The sequence below is a fragment of the Methylocaldum sp. GT1TLB genome (assembly GCF_051027445.1).
Lineage (GTDB): Bacteria > Pseudomonadota > Gammaproteobacteria > Methylococcales > Methylococcaceae > Methylocaldum.
This window is the reverse complement of the sequence record NZ_CP194898.1, coordinates 1,405,353-1,422,911: the sequence shown is the minus strand read 5'-3', so window position 1 is coordinate 1,422,911 and position 17,559 is coordinate 1,405,353. Positions and strand designations below refer to the sequence as shown.

The window sequence follows — 17,559 nt, the reverse complement described above, 5'->3', positions numbered from 1 at the left end:
ATGGAAAAACAGATGCCCCATGCGGTGGGGCGGATTGATCTCTGAACCAATATGCTTTGGACGCTCCGGCCGGCGCATTCCGGTGCGTCCGACCGGCGTCTCTAGGATTGTCTGACCGCCGGCTTGCGTCGATTCGGCAGACGCCGCTGCGATTGGCAATCGGAAATTTCACGTTTCGTTTTTTCCCGTGCCTCCGCTTGTGTGGGGGTGTCAATGACCGTCGATATCCCGCGGCCAACCGGCGAAACCGGCGTGTCCGAGGCGGTTTGAGACCGCTCGACATCGGCTCCTGTAAGTGCCCGAAGCTGCGCCAGCTCTCTAGCTGTGGCATCGAGTTTCTCTCGGAGTTCGTGTATCAACTGATAGAGCTGTTCGAAATGAATCTGGAAGTACCGTGCCGACGGAAATGCTGGCGGGACCGGCGCGTCTGCTTGTATGGCTGGATCGCATTCCTGGCGCCTGAGTCTGGGTGTCATCTGTTTCTCCTCTCGATCGTGAAATCACCGCCTCATGGCTTGGAAATGAGGCGGTGCCCCCAGTCGGCTAAGCACTAATGTTTTGATAGAGCAGCAGTGCTGTTGGCGTTTGAAAAGAAGAACGACCAAGCAAAATTCGCCGCTTGAGCAACGGCTCCCTTAACCCATATCTAGGGGGCCGATGCAGTAAAACTGTGGAAACACCGCGAGTCCGAAAGAACACTTTTCACGAATGGAGCGCGGCGATGCCGCCAAAGCCGGCAGAGCATGACGATTGAGCGATGTCATGACTCTTGAGCATGAATGTTTCCATAAAAGGCAATCGCCATGCCACCCTCCTCAAGTGCTTGATGGGACGGCATCCGCGTCGGCTGATCCATCGGTGCGATCAGTGATTGGTATGGCAAAACACACAATCGATGTGACTTTTGCCCCGCCCGGCGCATCGCAGTCTCGAATACAGCCATTTTCTGTGGGTTGAATAGTGTGACCGTCGGGGTTTCGGTTCGAGACGTACTAGCGTGCCGGAACTTAATCATTCCATCGAGAACGTTCCGGTCGTGTAAGTGCCGTTTCGATGTAACCCATTTCTCACCTCGGGGCGGATGTAAGCGAGAAGGTCCAGGCCGTTTTCACCGCTGCCAGGCGGCGACGAGTTTGAGGCAGGCGCGGCGCCATTCGCAGTCGGGAACGGTGCATTGGAACCGTTCCTCGGTGCGGTAACAGGGGGTGCGCTGCTGGGCGCGTTGGACAGCCCGGACCCAGGCGGCCGGGGGCGGCGCGTCAGGTTCATCGGGTGCGGGGCGGGCAATCCGAAGTGGTGGTGCGGCATCCATCGGGCGGTCCATCCATGCAAAAGAGAGCGCCGCTCGCAGGCGGCGCCGGCAACCCAGTGAGGCGAATAGCACAGGCGCGGGCGGACGGCGGGCGCGGAGGAAGAGGGGGCTCCGCGCCCAAGCGCCCGCCCGGCGCTACCAGAAGACAGTGCAAGACAGGTGCCAGCCGTCAGGCCCGAGAACGCGGGCGCTCGCGCCAACCGCCGGTCGGACGGTGCGGGAAACGGCTGAGTGCGGTTAGGCTTTTCACCCGGCGCCACGCTTCAGTCGGTGTAATCGGAGGGGATGATCGCCGCCACCTGGCGCGAGCGCGGGCCGAGCGTCACCGGCATCTGGCCGCTGACGAAGGTCGCGGTGGTCCGGATGATCACCGGCAATGCCGGTATCGCATCGACCAGGGGAATCACAGGGATCGGGTCGCGGTCACGATCGAGGCGCGCCGCTGTCCATCCTCATCGGGTGGAACGTGAGCATGATTCCCATGGCCGTGATCAGGACGCCGAGGTAGGGGATGTTGGCCGCGACTGTGCCGATCACCGTCAAATGGCGGGGCAGCTCGGTTTCGAGGAACTGGCTGGTGGCGTACTGGTCGAGCTCGACGCGGCGGTAGAAGAATCAGAGGTCAAATGCCATGGCGACCCCGCAGAGGCAGGCTAGAGCATTTTCCGATCCGGTATCAGGGAGCCCGATAGGTAGGTCGGCAATCCCTTCCCAATCGCAAACGGTCGCTTTAGTCGCGACCCTTCCAATCGCAAAACGGCCGTCCTGGGAGCGCCAGGACGCCCCTTCCAACAAAATCCTTTGCCGAGCCGATACGTCGGCAAGGGATTGCCGACCTACGTTCTTCCCGCCCGAACACGAATCCGTACACCGGGATGAAAAACGCTCTAAGTACATTCAGGGAAGTCTTGCGGCATAGGCAACCTGCAGGACAACCCCGCCAATCAAGCCAATCTGTCGAGATTCCGCAAGTATTTGCGGAATGTACTTAGCAGCAATAGGCCGTGCGGCAAATCCCGCAGTACGTTGCGGGATGCCACCCATTTATTGTGAACGCCGGGCGGGGAAGTGGGCATGCAAAGCAGTTCTTTTCAAATCAAAACTGCTTTAACGGGACCGAGAATGCATAGCCCGCCGAGAGGAGGCTATGCCGAGCTAGAAAGCCTCCCAAGCTCGGGGCGGGCAATGCCAAAGTGCAGGAAAAAAAGTCGGGGCTGATGCGATCAGTGCAGTTGTTTCGGCCACTTCAGTCGCACGATTCCGCTCTGCTCGCTATCGAGCTCGCCTAGAGACTCATTCGCCAAATAAATTCCGTTTTCCGCAGGTACGGCGGAAGCTATGGAGGCAAGCGGAAGGCCCTTATACATCGCCGCATAGAGAGGCTTGCTTCCATCAGGGCTCACGACGATCACACCCGTACGCTGCGTCTGACGCAGCAGCAGTCGGGGCGGCAACCGCAAGAGCAGCGGTTTGATCCACGCGTTTTCGTGGGCCCAGGTCAGGATGGGGCTTCTCTCTGTGAACAGGGCAAGCCAGATACGCCCGGACGCATCGCGGTCCATCCCGTCGTCCATGCCCGTAAGCCCATCGAGCACAACCTCGTAGCTCCCCGCTTTCGGACCCCGAAGATAGAAACGCGCCAGACGGAAAAGAGAGGTCTGGGTGACCAAAACCGACTCCTCCCGCGGCTGGCCCGGATGCAGGTCGTATAGAACGCCGTTGATGAAGTGGAATCCCTCCGCGACAAGGCGGGTGGTTCCGGTATCCAGGTCGTGCCGCCACAGGCGCCCATTGGGAGGTAGGGCAATGGCTTCATCTACCGCGTCGTCTAGCGAAGCGTCTCTGTACGAGAACGGTTCGGAGAAATAGATGCGCCGGCCGTCCTCGGAGACTTCCAGGTTGTCGCAGACCACCAGCGGACGATGATCTCCGCCGCTGCCGTCGCGCCTCAATTCGGGCGCCTTGGGATCGTTGTCCGCATAGACGACCGGGTGATCGGGATCGATCAGCGTTGCCGGCACCTCGAGAACGATGGGCTCGATTTTCCGGGTGTCGAGCGCGAGACGGTAGAGTCCGACAGCCTCGCCCGGAAACGGCTCGCCATAGGCGTTGGAGGAGCAAAAATAAACATGGTTCGGGTCGCCGGGCGCTTCGTGTATGCCGAACGCCATCAGCGGCGCATCCACGAACGGCTCAACCGCGTGTGTGGCGAGGTCTACGCTCCAGATTTTTCCGTCCGTCGCTGTAACCAGGGCCCTGGTTCCGCCGGTGAGTAACACGACATCGTCGTAACCCGGTAGGTCGGACCGAAAATGCTCCAGACCGGCAGCGAAGTCGGCGGAATGCTCGACTGCGGTGATCGCCGCTGCCGTCTTTGGGTCGAAGGAAATCGACTCGGCGACGCAGCAGCGAATTTCCGGTCTGGGGGCCGCGGCGATCCACCAGATTACGATGAGTAACACAAGGCCTATACCGATCCATTTCTTCATGAGCCTGATCCTCAAGCATTATGAGACGTTATCTATCCAACCTTACCGGGTTATGGCGATAGCCCTTTATCGCCGGCTCAGCGGCGTTTCATCGCAGCGGCGGCAAACCGGCGTTCGGCGGCTTGTAATTGCGGTCTTTCTTGCGCCGTCTTTGTGCCGAGTCGTCGATCACCTCGTTGCCGAACCTGGCGGTACCTAAGGCGCGATAATGACGCTGTTGTGTGTGGGCATAAACCCCGTTGAGGAATTGTGCGTAGGAATCGGTAATCGCTCCGAGGTAATTATCGGCTCCCACGTCTATCGGAGTAACCCCGAGGCCCGCCGCCATGGCTTTATCTTGAATCCAACGCAACGTTAGGTCGGACAGGCGCCGATCCGGATATCCCCCGCCGACATCGCTGTGCGCACCCACAAACCAGCGCTGTTCCAGGTTTTGTTGGGGACTCGCATCGGGCGTCCATAAACAGATATCGTAATCCGTTCGATGTTCGTCGATCGCGATGGCTTGGTAACCGTTTTCGACGATATGGCTCAATCTCGTGTCGTGGAACTGGTAAAAATACATGTTCAGGCGCTTCAAGATATCCAGCGGAATACCCAGTGCGCCGACCGTATCCCACACGCCGAGAAACTTAATTTTGATTTCCCGAGAAAACCTTGCCCTAAACTCCAGAGCGGTCGAAGAATCGGGACCGTCGTCTCTGGTACGGTAGATGCCATAGGCCATGGCCATACGCAGGGGAAGCTGCTTGTTTTTCACCAGACCGCAATTGCGAATGAGTCCGGCCAAACTCCTGGCGGTATAGGCGCCGCGGCTGAAGCCGAGAATATAAACCTCGTCGCTTTCCCGATATTCCTTGGCGAGAAACTTGTAACCGTCGAGGATATTTTTCTCCAGCCCCGCTCCCGTGGAGCCGCCAATAAAGCGGTCATACCATTTTGTGCCTATGCCTTCGTCATACCATTTAACTTGCCGGATACCATCTGCCGCAGTGTCCGTGACCGATTTATAAAACCGGCAAACATTGGTCTCGATCTGCCGGTCGGCGGGCAAGCGTTCGTCGGCGGGTTTGTTCCATGTGCCGTCGAAGCAAATGACGATCCGTTTCATATCAGCCCCCTCAATAAAACTCTTTATTGATTCGATTTTTCGCCGTAATTCCGCCGCGCGCTGGACGGTAGGGGTAAGTTTCGACCCCTTGCCTTACGTGGTCACATCGAAAAGGCATTCAAGGCTATTTTTGAGAAAACAATGCGCTTGCGCCGAGCCGTTGTCAATCGATTAAAGCGGGTGGAAATGCGGCCCCGCGTACGGCAAAACCCCGGTCGACGAAAGGGTTTTAACCGGATATGGGTGTATGTGCTGCGTAGGGGCGTTGTGTACCTTTTCAGTGGTTATCCTTGAAATGTCTTGCTGTTACGGGATTGCGTGAAACATAATGCCGGCTGCGCCATGGAAAACCTGTGTAATTCCAAATCGCTTTCAATCAGGCATTCATTTTGTAGGATGGGTAGAGCGAAGCGAAACCCATCGATGGTGGGTTAGGCCGCGAGGCCGTAACCCGCCGAGCGACTCCCAATCGGCGGGTTACGCGGAGCCTGTCCTGAGCTCCGTCGAAGGGCCTGTCCCGAGCGGAGCCGAGGGGCTAACCCACCCTACGATGAGTGTTCACGCGAAAGCCGAATGGAATAAATCGGATAGAGCGAGGCGGAAACCATAAGAGATTCAGGATTGTGGGATTATCGAGATCTTACGGTTTTCCATATCCTGAATGTATTTCGAATAGATTCTGAATTTACGTCTTCCTCCAGCGGCGCAGCCTTTTCGATATACCCGCCCGTTCCCGTAATTCCAAGAATAAGGGGGTTGTGATCGCTATGAACGAGATACTGAATGCAAAGAGCAAGGTCCTCGTCACCGGACCGACCAGCTTTCTCGGTTACCATGTCACCAAGCGTCTGAATGAAAAGGGTATCCGGCCGCGTGCGCTGATCCCGCAAGACACCGATCCGTCCACCTTGCGGGATTTGGATGTGGACATCGTCCGAGGCTCGGTCGAGGATGCGATTTCCTTGCGTGCCGCCTGCGACGGGGTGGATACGATTTTTCATCTGGCTTTTCTGGTCAGCATCGGTGGAGGGCTAGAGGAGCGTATGCAGCAAGTGAACGTGGTCGGAACGCGCAATCTCCTGGATGTGTCTGCGGACTCGGGCGTTACGCGGGTCGTCGTGACCAGCAGCGCGCTCACCGTGGGCGTCAACCGGAAGCCGGAGCCGCTCGACGAGACCGCGGACGGCACCGTTCACCGCCTGGATCTCCCGTATGCGGCAAGCCGGCGACAGGCCGAAGAGGAGGCGCTCGGACGATCGAGCCCCAGTATGTCGGTAGTCGCGGTCAATCCTTCTTTTACCATGGGGCCCGAGGATTACGTCGGCGCGCCCGCCAATAAACTTCTCAAGGCGGTCAGCGCCGGCAAGCTTCCCGTCACTGTTCCGGTCGGTTTCGGCTGTCTGGACGTTCGCGATTTCGCGGACGGAATGCTGTTGGCTGCCGAACGCGGCCGCCCCGGCCAGCGCTACCTGCTCAACGGCCACAACGTGATGGTGGACGATCTGTTGGGACAAACCGCCGCTATCGCGGGCGTGCGGCCGCCCCGGTTGCGGCTGCCGGTCTGGGCGGCCTATGCCCTGGTTACGGTGCTGCAGGCCGGTTACGCCCTGCTCCGAAAACCGTTCCCGGTTACCCGCAGCGTGCTCCAAATCCTGGGCCGCTACGCTTGGTACGACACCGCCCGTGCGCGCGAGGAACTCGGCTGGACGCCGCGTCCCTTGCAGCAGACGCTTGAAGATACCCTTCGTTGGCTACGCCAGAGCGAAGCCGGATAGGAGTCAAAGTCGGGAGTACTAGGATATGGAATCAAGCATGGCAGAAGCCGAGAGCGGCCTGTCGCCAACCACGTTCGAAATCGGGTTGGTCATGGCTGGCGCGGTGTCCGCCGGCGCATACACGGCCGGAGTCATCGATTTCCTGACCGAGGCGCTGGACTCTTGGTATCGGGCGAAGCAAAGAGGAGTACCCGATACGCCCCCGCACGACGTGAAGATCTCGGTGGTAACCGGCGCCTCGGCCGGAGGCGTTACGGCGGCCGTGCTGGCGTCGGAGCTGCGCGGCGGTCTGCTGCATATGAATTCGCAAACCGGCAGCGCGCGAAACAAGCTTTACGAGACCTGGGTCGAACGGGTCGATATAGGCCCATTGCTCGACGCTCGCGATCTGGAACGACCCGGTGCCAGGGTGCCTTCGCTGCTGGATTCGACCGTACTCGACGATGCGGCGAGGAACGCCCTGGCCACCGCATGGTCCGGAGCCCCGTGGCCCGAGTACATGGCCGATCCACTGGATGTGATCCTGTGCGTCACGAACTTGAGAGGCGTGCCTTATTCCATTCGTTTCTCGGCCGAGCAGGACCGCGATTACGGCATGTCTCAGCACGCCGATTACATGCATTTTTCGCTCAGCCCGACCGACAAAGCGTCGAAGTGGAACGATTCCGTGCCGCTCGGGCGGGACGACCAGGAAGAGGGCAATTGGAGGCTCTTGAAAGAAGCCGCGCTGGCGAGCTCGGCGTTTCCCGCCGCTCTGGCGGCTCGCAGCCTGACGCGCTCGGCGGGCAACTACAACCGCCGCCGCTGGAGCATTCCCCAGGAGCCCAAGTGCGACCGGAGCCAGCGTTGCGTGTGCGAAGTCGAAAAGGAAATTCCGCCGATGTGGCCGGACGAGTTGAAGGAGACGGACATCGATCGCTGGGAGTATCGGTTCGCCAATATCGACGGAGGTCTCGCCAACAACGAACCCTTCGAGATCGCGCGCCGCTGCCTTGCCGGCTCGGCGAATCGCAGCCCGCGCGGGGCCGAGGATGCGAAGCGCGCGATTCTTATGATCGATCCGTTTCCGAATCAGTCGGTTTTGGATCTCCGCTACGATCCGGAGTCCAGTCTTCGCCTTCTCGGAACGCTGCCCGCATTGATTTCCGCAGTTTTGTCGGAGCTGCGATTCAAGAAAGATGAGTTGGAGCTGGCTCGGGATCCGAGCGTCTTCAGCCGTTTTCTCATCGCGCCTACGCGCACCGAAATCAGGGATGGCAAGGAGCAGCGCGCGCGTTATCCGCTCGCCACCGGCGGGCTGGGCGGATTCGCCGGATTTCTGAGCGAGGCGTACCGGCAGCACGATTATCGCCTCGGTCGCCGCAACTGCCAGCAATTCCTCCGGCGGACGTTCGGCCTGGCGTACGACAACCCGCTGTTTCGGGATTGGCCGCCGACGCTCAAAGAAAAACTCCGGTTCAAGAACGAAGCGGGTATGGACCTCCTGCCGATTATTCCATTGACCGATTCTCTCGGCGTCGAGGAACCTTTGCCGGAATGGCCGGTGAACCGACGTCCGGACATGAAAGTCCTGGAACGATTGTTAAGACGCCGGACCGACGCGGTGGTGAAGCGGCTCATCGACACCGAGCTCGAGCGTCTGTCCATGAACTGGATCGTGAGCCGCGTCGGCTGGGACGTGATCAAGCTCAACGAACGCTTGTTGAACCTGATCCGAAGTCCGCACAAAGGACCCATCGGCGCCATGCTGAAGATCGTACGGGACGATTTGAGCGAACGCGGATTATGAGGTGCGGAAGGAGGCGGACGCAGCGCATCCGCCTTTGTGGCGTCTAGCGGAATCCGATCCGTAGACTCATCGCATACAAATTCTGCTCATCCATCTCGAGCGAGCCGCGGCGTTCCAGCGAGCCCAGACGCAGCATGGCGCGCAGCGATTCGCGCATGGTTATCTCCGAGGCATAGCGTCCGAGGCATTTATGCCGTCCGTAGCCGTGCTGCAGATAGATCTGACTTTGCGGCGCCTCATGGGCGCGTTCGCGATCGCCGAGGTAGGGGACCAGCCGTTCGTCGCGGGTAATGTCGAAGGCTGACGGGTTCGGCACCGTCTCGGGATCCCGCATTGCCGCGGCATAGGCCGCGAACACGAGGGTTCCGGCGCGAAGGGGAACGCCGCCGAGTTCGGTATTGTCCTTCACGCACAGCCGCAACAAGACTTCGCCCTGCGGCTGCAGGCGCAAGGCTTCCAGGGCGTATTTGCGCAGTCCCGCGAGGCTTTCGGCATAATCCGGGCTATCCGGCTCGATGTTCGCCAAACGTACGGCCTGTTCGTAGCTGGAACCGTTCAGCACCTCGTATTCGCCATCCTTCAGGCGGAGCATGGAGTCGAGGATCCGGGCTGTGGCTTCCTGGGGATTCACCACCGCGCCGACCGCCGTGCCGAACACGTTGGACCGGATCATCGAATCGGAAAGGCGTTTCGCCAGCTCGTCTTTCGTCAAGGGCGTGCCGAGGCGGGCTGCGAACTCGTCCGTCAATGTCTCGCCGTCCCGCTCGAGCTCGAGCTGCATTCGCAAGAGCCGCGTCAGCATGGTATCGGGAACCGTTTCACCCTGCCGCAGCCGTTCCTTGTAGTGCTTGAGCAAGGCGAATACGTAGGCGCTCAGATATTCGGTCGCGATCACGCCGCGTTCGCGGAATTCGGCGAATAAGGGATGGGCCGGGCTGAAGTTGTTGAAGATGTTGCGGAATGCATCCTTGACCCAGATGAACAGGTCGTCCGCCGTGGGTACGATGCCTTCCGTAATCTTGCCGAACGAGAACACGGCTTGCAGGTCCGGGTCCAGCGGAAAGCGGTCGCCCCCGCGAAGGCCGGGCAGCACGGACGGCGTTCCGAAATCGTAATAGTGGACTCCCAGATAATCGCCGACGATCCGAAGCGGCACGAATTTCGCGAGCGTCGGTACCACGTCGATTCCGCCGATCCCCTCGGCTTGCGCCCGATGCGTCCAGCGTTCGGCCTCGTCGCGAGTCAGGCGCGAAAGCGTTTCCTCGTCGGAGCGCGACACGGCGCGGCGCAGGATCACGTCGTCCAGCCGGTAGAGATCGTCCCGGTCGGTGCCGAGCATGAAGTGGGAGTATGCTTCCGGGTGTTTGGTCTTGTCGTCCGTGGCGCGCGCCATCTCCGCCGCGTAAGGGTCCACGGTGAACAGGTCGGTACGCTCCAGGCAGCGGATGACTTCCGGATGCCGCATGACGATCACGGGACCGATGGCCGGCTTGAAGATCGGCATGGCGTCCCTAGGTTGCGCCAAGAGCTCCTGGAACATCGCATAAGGCGCGGTCACCAGCCATTTGGAGATCACCTGCGCCACGGCCCCGCCCCGTGCCTTCGCCGCCGTGGCGAAAGCCGCGGCGGCCGTCTCCGCCGCTTGCTTGTCCTTCTCGTAGGCGCCGGGATCGCCCGCGTATTTCGGATCATTCGGGTTCGGCATCGGCGGCGGCGGAGACGGCAGGGGAGTGCCTTCTTCGGCACCCGCCACTTCACGCAAAAAGCTAGTAGCCGGTGGCGGAGTCGGGGCCGGTGTCTTTCCCGGCCCGGAGTCACTCGGCGTGTTTCCCAACGCCGCCTTGATCAGTTTGATGAGCCTGCAGCCCTGTCCATAGAGCTGCTCCCGTATCGTCATCCAGTTCGATCCGGCCATGAGTCCTTCTTCCCTACAGCGTTTTCATGTACTCGATAACGGCGCGGACCTGGTCGTCCGACCATTCGCTACCGTAGGTATGGCCGGCATTCGAGTTGCCGCGGAGCGTCGTATCGTGCTCGGCGAAGTGCACCGTATCGCCGGCTCCGTATTCGTCGAGCTGCGGCGCTTTGTCCCAGACGAAGCCGACCTTGGTTTCGTCGTACTTGATGTTGCCGCGAATGAACTTCTCCGGCCGCTCGGCGGGGCGGAAAAGATGCCACAGGGTCGGTACCGAGCCGTTGTGAAAATAGGGCGCCTGGGCCCAAATACCGTGGAGGACATCGGCCTTGTAGCCCGACTTGTCGCCGCGCGGCATGCCGAAATAGGCTTCGTCGTCGCCGGCGCGGCTGCCGCGTTTCGGCCGGCACCAGTCGCTGCCGCCATTTTCCACGTACAGCTCGCAGGCTTCACGGGTCAGTTCGAGCAGCCCGAGGCGCGCCGTCGGCGTGATCTGCGTCGCCCGATTCATGTCGCTGCCGACGTTGTAAACCTTCTCGTTGCGCGCATGGTGACAGGCCGACGCGCATTTTTCCTCGAACAGCGGCTTGCCTTTGGCCGCTAGGTCGAGATCGACCGCAAAGGGATAGGGCGTAGGCGGCAGATTGTCGATGAACGGATTCATGGGTTCATGGATGCGGACATCGACTTTGGACGGATCGCCTCCCGAGGAAACCCCCGAGGCGATTACCCGGGACTCGGCGGCCTGGTTGGCGTCCCAATTGGCGGCGGCATGGTCGCGAGAGAACCACAGGCTCTTGATGTCGGATGCGCCGGGGTCGTGAGGCATCCACTCGGGCGCGGTCGCGAATAGCCGCTGACCGGCCTGCTTCAGGCGCTCCTCGCGGGGCAGATTTTCCAATCCCGCGAAGAACGGATGATCGTCGGGCAGGCGCGCAAAGAAACCTTCCCGCTTGGCATGCAGTGCGACCAATCCGGCGGCGATGCCGAAGGCGTCCATGCGGCCGGGACGCGGGCCGAACACCCCCGGCGCCTTTTGGCCGTTCTTCTCGGTGTAGGAAAGCTTCGAGGTCAGCGCGTGATACATCAGTTCCGTTTTCTTGGCCGAAGCGATCAGTCCGGCCACGGTGCCCGGCAGATTGTCCAATACGCGCGCCACCTGCACCCTGGCGCGTTCGGCGCCGGCCGAGCGTTCCTCGGGCGTCCGTCCGCCGTAGAACCAGGCGGGGTCCGTTTCGACCTTGGTCTTGAGGAAAGATGCGATCTTGGCGACCTGATCCGGATCGGCTTTTATCTGGCTCGGATCGGGGCTGTCGACCTTGATAAACATCTTGCCGCTTCGGTAGAGAAGCTGAGCGTAGGCTTGCGCGTCGATTTCGGTATTGGGAGCGCCGACGAGATACTGGACCCGGTCTTTGACGTACACGCGCCCCGTATGACAGGCCCCGCACGAAAAGAATACGTTGTCCGTACGCTTGTCCTCGGGAACGGCGGGGTCCTGGACGGTGAAAAGCCCGTAAGGCAGGGGATGGCGCTGTTCCGGAGGAAGCAGCTGGCCGGTTGCGGGATCGTAGTCGTCCGGATGGGGACCGAATCCCAGATTTCCCAGCGAGCCTTCCCCGTTCCAGATTTCCGGATAGGTTTCGATCAGGGCGCGCAGGAAGACATAAGGTATGCCGTTGACGCTGAGAGGGTAGGCCTTGAACCACTCGTATCCCAACCGGTTGCTGTACCAGGGCGTGCGAGCGGCGTCGTCGGTCGAGATTCGCTTGACGGTGGAATCGTTCAAATAGGCCGTCTGAAGCTTTTCCCGCTCCGAGCGTTCGTCCGCCCAGCTGCGTGTCTGCTTCTCGGGCGGTTTTCCGCCCTGTCCGGATTCCGTACAGGAAATCAGCGTGGTGAGGATGATTGCGGCCGTTCCGCAGCCAAGTACCGAGCGAAGGGATGAGGTCAGTGTCTTCATGATGTCCTCGCGAGCATTATTATTCTGGCGAATGTCCGTTCATAAGGTCCGGGAAGGCAGCCCCAAGTTGCGCATTTGCCGTCGCCGAGGAAGCGAAAGCGTGTAAACCTGACTAAAAGGGCGGGTGGCATCGTCGCCATCCAAGCCGTCGTAACTTATGGCGCTTTATTGTTCTTACCAGAAGCCGACGGTGCGCACATCGAGCCGTGCGCTCGATACATTTCTGATTTGTTCGAGACTGATGGGGGACTCACCGGATCCCGCGACAATAAAAGCCCTTTGCCGATTCATTGTCAAATTTGATTAACACCGCCGATTCGAGGCGGTCCGATGGGAACGGAAATTCGGGATAAGTCCGTTTAGGAAATCGACGCGAGGTCCGGTCGACAGGAATTCGGGGCGCAATCACCCAAAGCCGGATGAGTTGCCGGGAAACGCTTTAATGCCCGGCCTGACGCAAACCGGTCGACGGAAGCTCGCACTATGGCTCGATCAGTTCCGCTTCCAATTCTCCGACCAGGCTCGCTGCCACCTTTTGCAGGGATCGCGTTTCGGAAAAGACGGCTCGCTGACGGAGGTAGCTGTGCCCGGTGTCGAGTCGGGCTTCGAGTTGATCGAGCCAGTCTTTGGTCCTCAATTCTTCGGCCGTTTCCGCCAAGCTCGCCAGCAATTCGCGCGTAAACGCCTTGATGGGACGAACATGGCCCGTCTCGTCGACGATGATCTCAGCCTCCACCCCGCGATGAGAGGCTCGGAAACAGTTTTCCTTTTCCGCCCACCAGTGTTGCGGCATCGCGGGACGAACCGGCTTTTCCTGCTCCCAACACCGCAGCAGATAAACCTGTAGGGTCTGGACCAGGGCGGCCAGCATGAATGTTTCCCGCAGGGTCGGCTGAACATCCATCACGCGAACTTCCAGCGTGCCGTAATGGGGACTGGGCCGGATATCCCAGTGGACGTCCCTGACCACGTGGACGGCGCCCGCCGTTCGGAGGTTTTCGAAACACTGGGCGAACTGGCGCCAAGACGTGAAGCTCGGCGGCAGGCCGTAGTCGCGCATCGCCGCCAGGATGCGCTGCCGGAACGAGGCGAAACCGGTATCCTGGCCCTGCCAAAACGGGGAGCTGGCCGAGAGTGCCAGAAGAACGGGCAGATAGGGCTTGAGCTGGCTCATCACGACGACCGCGGCATCGCCCGACGGCATCCCGACATGGACGTGAAGCGCATAGGTTTTCAGCGTGTGCGCCAGGTAAACCATGCGCTGCTCCATCTCGACATAATGCGGCAGCGGCGTCACCGACGCCGGACGCAGCGAGAAGGGATGCGTGCCGGCGCCGCAAAGCGTGAAATGCAATCCTTCGCAGCGGCGCTTCAGTTCTTTGACCAGGCCGGTAACGTCCGACCGCAGTTCTTCGATATCGGCACATACGCAGGAATTGATTTCCACCGTGGACTGGGTGAATTCCGGCTTGATGCGGGGTTCCTCCGGGTGGTCCCGGAGCAGGGGAAGTATGCCGTCGACCAGATCGAGCGTGTCCGGATCGAGCAGCTGAAATTCGATTTCGATTCCCACGGTGGGAGATTTCGAACCGGAGAATTCTAGCTCGTCGTCATGCATACGCCTCGATGGCATCGCGTGCCACCCGGTCGAAGAATGCCGCCCCGATTTTCAGCACCTCTTCGTCGAAATCGAAGGCAGGGCTGTGCAAGGGAATGTGTTCCCATCCTTCCCGGCGTGCGCCTAGCCTTACGTAACAGCCGGGAATTTCCTGCAGATAGTAGGCGAAGTCTTCGGATCCCATGCTGGGATATTCCATGGACACGAGCCCCTTTTCGCCGACGATCTTCCCGGCTGCCCGGCGGGCGATTTCCGATTCGACGAGCGTATTCACCACCGGCGGATAGCCTTCGTTGACGATCACCTCGATCCGGGCATTGTGGAGATCCCCGATGCCCTTGGCCATGCGTTCCAGACCTTCGAGGAGATGTTTCCGCACCTCCGGCAGGGTGGTGCGTATCGAGCCCCGGAGCGTCGCCGTTTCGGCGATCACGTTGGGCGCGCTGCCGGCGCTCACCTGGCCGATGGTGATCACGGACGGATAGACCGGGTTTACCTCCCTGGATACCAGGGTTTGCATCGCCACGATCAGGAGCCCGGCGACCACCACCGCATCCACCGCTTCGTGCGGTCTCGCCCCATGTCCGCCGCGTCCCTGGATTCGTATGAGGAAACCGTCCGACTGGGCGGTGAGCACGCCGGGAGCGACCATGATCTCGCCGACTCGGTAATGCCCGGTCACATGTCCGCCGAAAATAGCTTTGACGCCCGAGAGGGCCCCTGAACGAAGAATGATGCGCGAGCCGCCGCCGCGTTCCTCCGCCGGCTGAAAAATCAGCAAAACGTTCCCCGGAGGCGGATCGTCCTTGAGCAAGGCCGCGGCCCCGAGCACCATCGCCATGTGTCCGTCATGGCCGCAGGCGTGCATTTTGCCCGGATTCAGGGACGCGAAAGGCAGGCCGGTGGTCTCTACCCCCGGCAGACCGTCCATCTCGGCCCGCAAAGCCACGGTTGCACCTTCGCTCTTGCCCGCGATCCGGGCGACGATACCGCCTCCGATGCCGCCGTATTCGTAGGGAATGCCGAGGCGATCGAGCTCCTCCATGATCATGCGAGCCGTCTGGGCTTCCTCGAAAGCGAGTTCGGGATAGCGGTGCAGCAATCGGCGCAACTCCACCATGCGGGGATAAATCCGCTCGACATCGGAGCGCCCGACCATGGGATTATCGTTCGTCAATCTCATCGATATCCGGAAGAGAAATTCGAATGGCCGATCGCCATCGGCCCGGGAGTGGAGATCGGCATTGGAAAAAGTACTTCCGTCGGAGGCGATGTTGCCTCGGCTGCAAGCCGCCGAACCACAGCTTCTATTAATCAGACCCGTAAATACCCTCCTGGTATTTCAGGCCGCCGCCCAGGCCGGGGCTCACACGGCTTGTCGCCGCGCCGGGGCATCCCTGCCCCGGATTAACCCAGCCTATATTTATAGGCCGCGTTAATAAAACGACCCAAGCATAAGGTTCTTATTCGAGCGGGCATGTTCTTCAGCTTTCCATAAAGTACTAGATAGCCGCCGTGTGTGTTAGTTCCGATCGCGTGGCAATCCCGCAATCCCTTTGTCGAAACCCGGCCACCCGTGCGTAGACCAATTCGCGGCTTGGCGGTTCTAAAAGTTGAAAGGCCGGACGTAGAATCTCATGGTGAACGGATGTCTAAGAAGGATCGGAATCATTCCTCAGGATGAAATATCATGAACGGACAGTCATTCCTTGCCACGATACTCGGCGCGGCCATCATCAATCCCGCGCTCGTCGCGGCGCATGAACCGCTACTGAACAAGCAGGACGTTCCTCAGGCAGTCCTTGCGGCCTTTCAAAAAGATCATCCCGCTGCCAAAGGCGTGAAGTACGAGGAAGAAGTCCTCGATGGCAAGGAGGCTTATGAAATCGCCTATCGCGACGACAAGGGGCAGGAACGCTCCGAGGTCTATCGCGCGGACGGCACTCTGGTTGAAACCGAAAAGGTCATTAAACTCGATGAGCTGCCTGAATCCGTACTGCAGGCGGTAAAGAGCGCCCATCCGCGAGCCACGCTGCAGCGGGCCTTTCAGGTTTCCGATACCAGCGGCACCGTGAAGAGCTATGAGGTCGAAATCAGGGAGGGCAAAAAAGAGCGCGAGGTCGAATTCGATACCGATGGAAGGATTTTATCGCGCTGCTAGTCCTTGAGGCCGAAGCAGGCAATCCGGGTTCGGTCGAGCGTTTTTTCATCCGCGGCTCGATTGCGAGCAGCGTTTCGGCTGGCGCAGGCGATGGCCGGTCTCGCCCACAGGTTCATCGCGGATCGAATGCCCAAGTTAATTGGAGATGTGTCCATGCCGTTCGAAACTCGGAAGCGCGGGCTCATTTTCTCCTTGCGTCTTCCTGCTCGTCATGCCAGGAAACGCCGCACCGAGAATTGTTCCTGCGTCGGTGCCCGCCCTTGGGCCAGATCCGCCAACAAGAATCCGGTCAGGATGGCGAACTTGAATCCATGTCCAGAGCACGGCGAGCCGATGACCACGTTGGAATAGCCCGGATGCGTATCGATGATGAAATGTTCGTCGGGTGTCATCGTGTACAGGCATTCGCGCTTCTCGCGAATCGGGCCGTCGCCCCAGGGTAGGAAGCGCTTGACCCATGCCCGCACGGTGTCGACGGACGTGTCGTCCTGCGCGGGGCGAACGTCGTCGGGGTCGATCGCATGGCTCAGGTTGTGGACGGCGATCTTGAGTCCGGTGCCCGTATCCGGCAGTCCGTAAATCCAAGGTTCCCGATGATGGATAAACACCGGGAATGTCCCCGGCAAGAACGCGGTGCGCCGGGCAGGCTCGAAAAATACCTGCTCTTGCCGGGTCACCGTCAGCGGCAAATTCAAATCCAGCGTCTGCAGCAGCTTTCCCGCCCAGGAGCCCGCGCTGACGACCACCTTCCCCGCGGTGAATCCGCCTTCGGGCGTTTCCACGTAAACCGAGTCGCTCGACGGTTCGATCTTTATCGCCGGACATTTCGTCTTCAGCATGGCGCCGGAGATCTCCGCCATTTCCGCCAGTGTCCGCACACAGGCCGAGGCATTAAGAATTGCGGCGTCCGGCTGCAAAATGGCCGCCATATCCCAGTCGAGCCGGAATTGCGGAAAACGCCGGGCGCTCTCGCTCGCAGACAGCCATTCGTAGGCGATTCCCGCGGCATCGAGGCAATCGCGCGTGGCCAGCAGCGAGGGGGAATCCGCCGGACCGAAGTCGAGTCCGCCGGAGGGCGTCAGCAGGCGCTTGCCGCTGCGCTGCTCCAGATCGCGCCACATCGGGAATGCCTGTTTCGCCATGTCCACGTAGATGGAGTCCTTATAGGCGTAGCGGATGATGCGCGACTCGCCGTGAGAGCTTCCCATCGAATGATCGAGGTCGAACTGTTCCAATGCCAGGACACGCTGTCCGCGCCGGGCCAGGTGATAGGCGGCCGCCGCACCGACCACGCCGATGCCGATCACGATCGTGTCATAGGGTTTACCGGATTTCATGGCCATTCGCTTCGCGAAGCTTCGACGGTCGTCCGTGCCCGGCGAAACGCGCCGGTCGCGTCGGACGCAGCTTAGGCAGGGCACAATTC

13 protein-coding genes are annotated in these 17,559 nt (G+C 60.3%); 4 read left to right on the top strand and 9 right to left on the bottom strand.

The window, feature by feature from the left end; genetic code table 11:
• Positions 1-101: 101 nt before the first annotated feature.
• Positions 102-476 (bottom strand): hypothetical protein, encoded by a 375-nt coding sequence (locus ACR2R1_RS06155; RefSeq protein ID WP_434113157.1) that lies wholly within the window; start codon positions 474-476, stop codon positions 102-104.
• Between the two features lie 1,121 nt (positions 477-1,597).
• Between ACR2R1_RS06155 and ACR2R1_RS06150 the strand changes: the two genes are divergently transcribed.
• A complete protein-coding gene (locus tag ACR2R1_RS06150; protein ID WP_240502528.1) occupies positions 1,598-1,969 on the top strand; it encodes a hypothetical protein in 372 nt (123 codons plus the stop codon).
• Between the two features lie 566 nt (positions 1,970-2,535).
• On the opposite strand, the gene ACR2R1_RS06145 is transcribed toward ACR2R1_RS06150, so the two are convergent.
• Positions 2,536-3,801, bottom strand: a complete 1,266-nt coding sequence (locus ACR2R1_RS06145; protein WP_077730511.1) for an SMP-30/gluconolactonase/LRE family protein — start codon at positions 3,799-3,801, stop codon at positions 2,536-2,538.
• Between the two features lie 88 nt (positions 3,802-3,889).
• A complete protein-coding gene (locus ACR2R1_RS06140; protein WP_434113154.1) occupies positions 3,890-4,912 on the bottom strand; it encodes a DUF2235 domain-containing protein in 1,023 nt (340 codons plus the stop codon).
• Between the two features lie 767 nt (positions 4,913-5,679).
• Here ACR2R1_RS06140 and ACR2R1_RS06135 point away from each other — a divergent pair.
• Complete coding sequence (locus ACR2R1_RS06135; RefSeq protein WP_347258755.1) at positions 5,680-6,687, top strand: NAD-dependent epimerase/dehydratase family protein; 1,008 nt, start codon at positions 5,680-5,682, stop codon at positions 6,685-6,687.
• A 37-nt stretch (positions 6,688-6,724) separates the two neighbouring features.
• Positions 6,725-8,476, top strand: a complete 1,752-nt coding sequence (locus ACR2R1_RS06130; protein ID WP_434113152.1) for a patatin-like phospholipase family protein — start codon at positions 6,725-6,727, stop codon at positions 8,474-8,476.
• Positions 8,477-8,519: 43 nt separating this feature from the next.
• On the opposite strand, the gene ACR2R1_RS06125 is transcribed toward ACR2R1_RS06130, so the two are convergent.
• The 4 genes from ACR2R1_RS06125 to ACR2R1_RS06110 form a co-directional block, all read right to left on the bottom strand.
• Positions 8,520-10,391, bottom strand: a complete 1,872-nt coding sequence (locus ACR2R1_RS06125) for a cytochrome P450 (protein WP_434113150.1) — start codon at positions 10,389-10,391, stop codon at positions 8,520-8,522.
• 13 nt (positions 10,392-10,404) lie between these two features.
• The gene (locus tag ACR2R1_RS06120; protein WP_077730516.1) at positions 10,405-12,354 is read right to left on the bottom strand and encodes a hypothetical protein; all 1,950 of its coding nucleotides are present in this window, start codon (positions 12,352-12,354) and stop codon (positions 10,405-10,407) included.
• Positions 12,355-12,835: 481 nt separating this feature from the next.
• Complete coding sequence (locus ACR2R1_RS06115; protein ID WP_348529974.1) at positions 12,836-13,927, bottom strand: carboxylate-amine ligase; 1,092 nt, start codon at positions 13,925-13,927, stop codon at positions 12,836-12,838.
• Positions 13,928-13,964: 37 nt separating this feature from the next.
• A complete protein-coding gene (locus ACR2R1_RS06110; RefSeq protein WP_434113147.1) occupies positions 13,965-15,155 on the bottom strand; it encodes a M20 metallopeptidase family protein in 1,191 nt (396 codons plus the stop codon).
• A 507-nt stretch (positions 15,156-15,662) separates the two neighbouring features.
• On the opposite strand from ACR2R1_RS06110, the gene ACR2R1_RS06105 reads away from it, so the two are divergent.
• Entirely contained in the window at positions 15,663-16,133 is a 471-nt protein-coding gene (locus ACR2R1_RS06105; protein WP_086134515.1) for a PepSY-like domain-containing protein, read from the top strand.
• Here the strand turns inward: ACR2R1_RS06105 and ACR2R1_RS06100 are convergent.
• Together ACR2R1_RS06100 and solA are read right to left on the bottom strand one after the other, a co-directional pair.
• Complete coding sequence (locus ACR2R1_RS06100) at positions 16,130-16,288, bottom strand: hypothetical protein (protein WP_434113145.1); 159 nt, start codon at positions 16,286-16,288, stop codon at positions 16,130-16,132. The two genes, ACR2R1_RS06105 and ACR2R1_RS06100, sit on opposite strands and share 4 nt — an antisense overlap.
• 54 nt (positions 16,289-16,342) lie before the next feature.
• Entirely contained in the window at positions 16,343-17,470 is a 1,128-nt protein-coding gene (gene solA / locus ACR2R1_RS06095) for an N-methyl-L-tryptophan oxidase (protein ID WP_434113143.1), read from the bottom strand.
• Between the last annotated feature and the right edge of the window lie 89 nt (positions 17,471-17,559).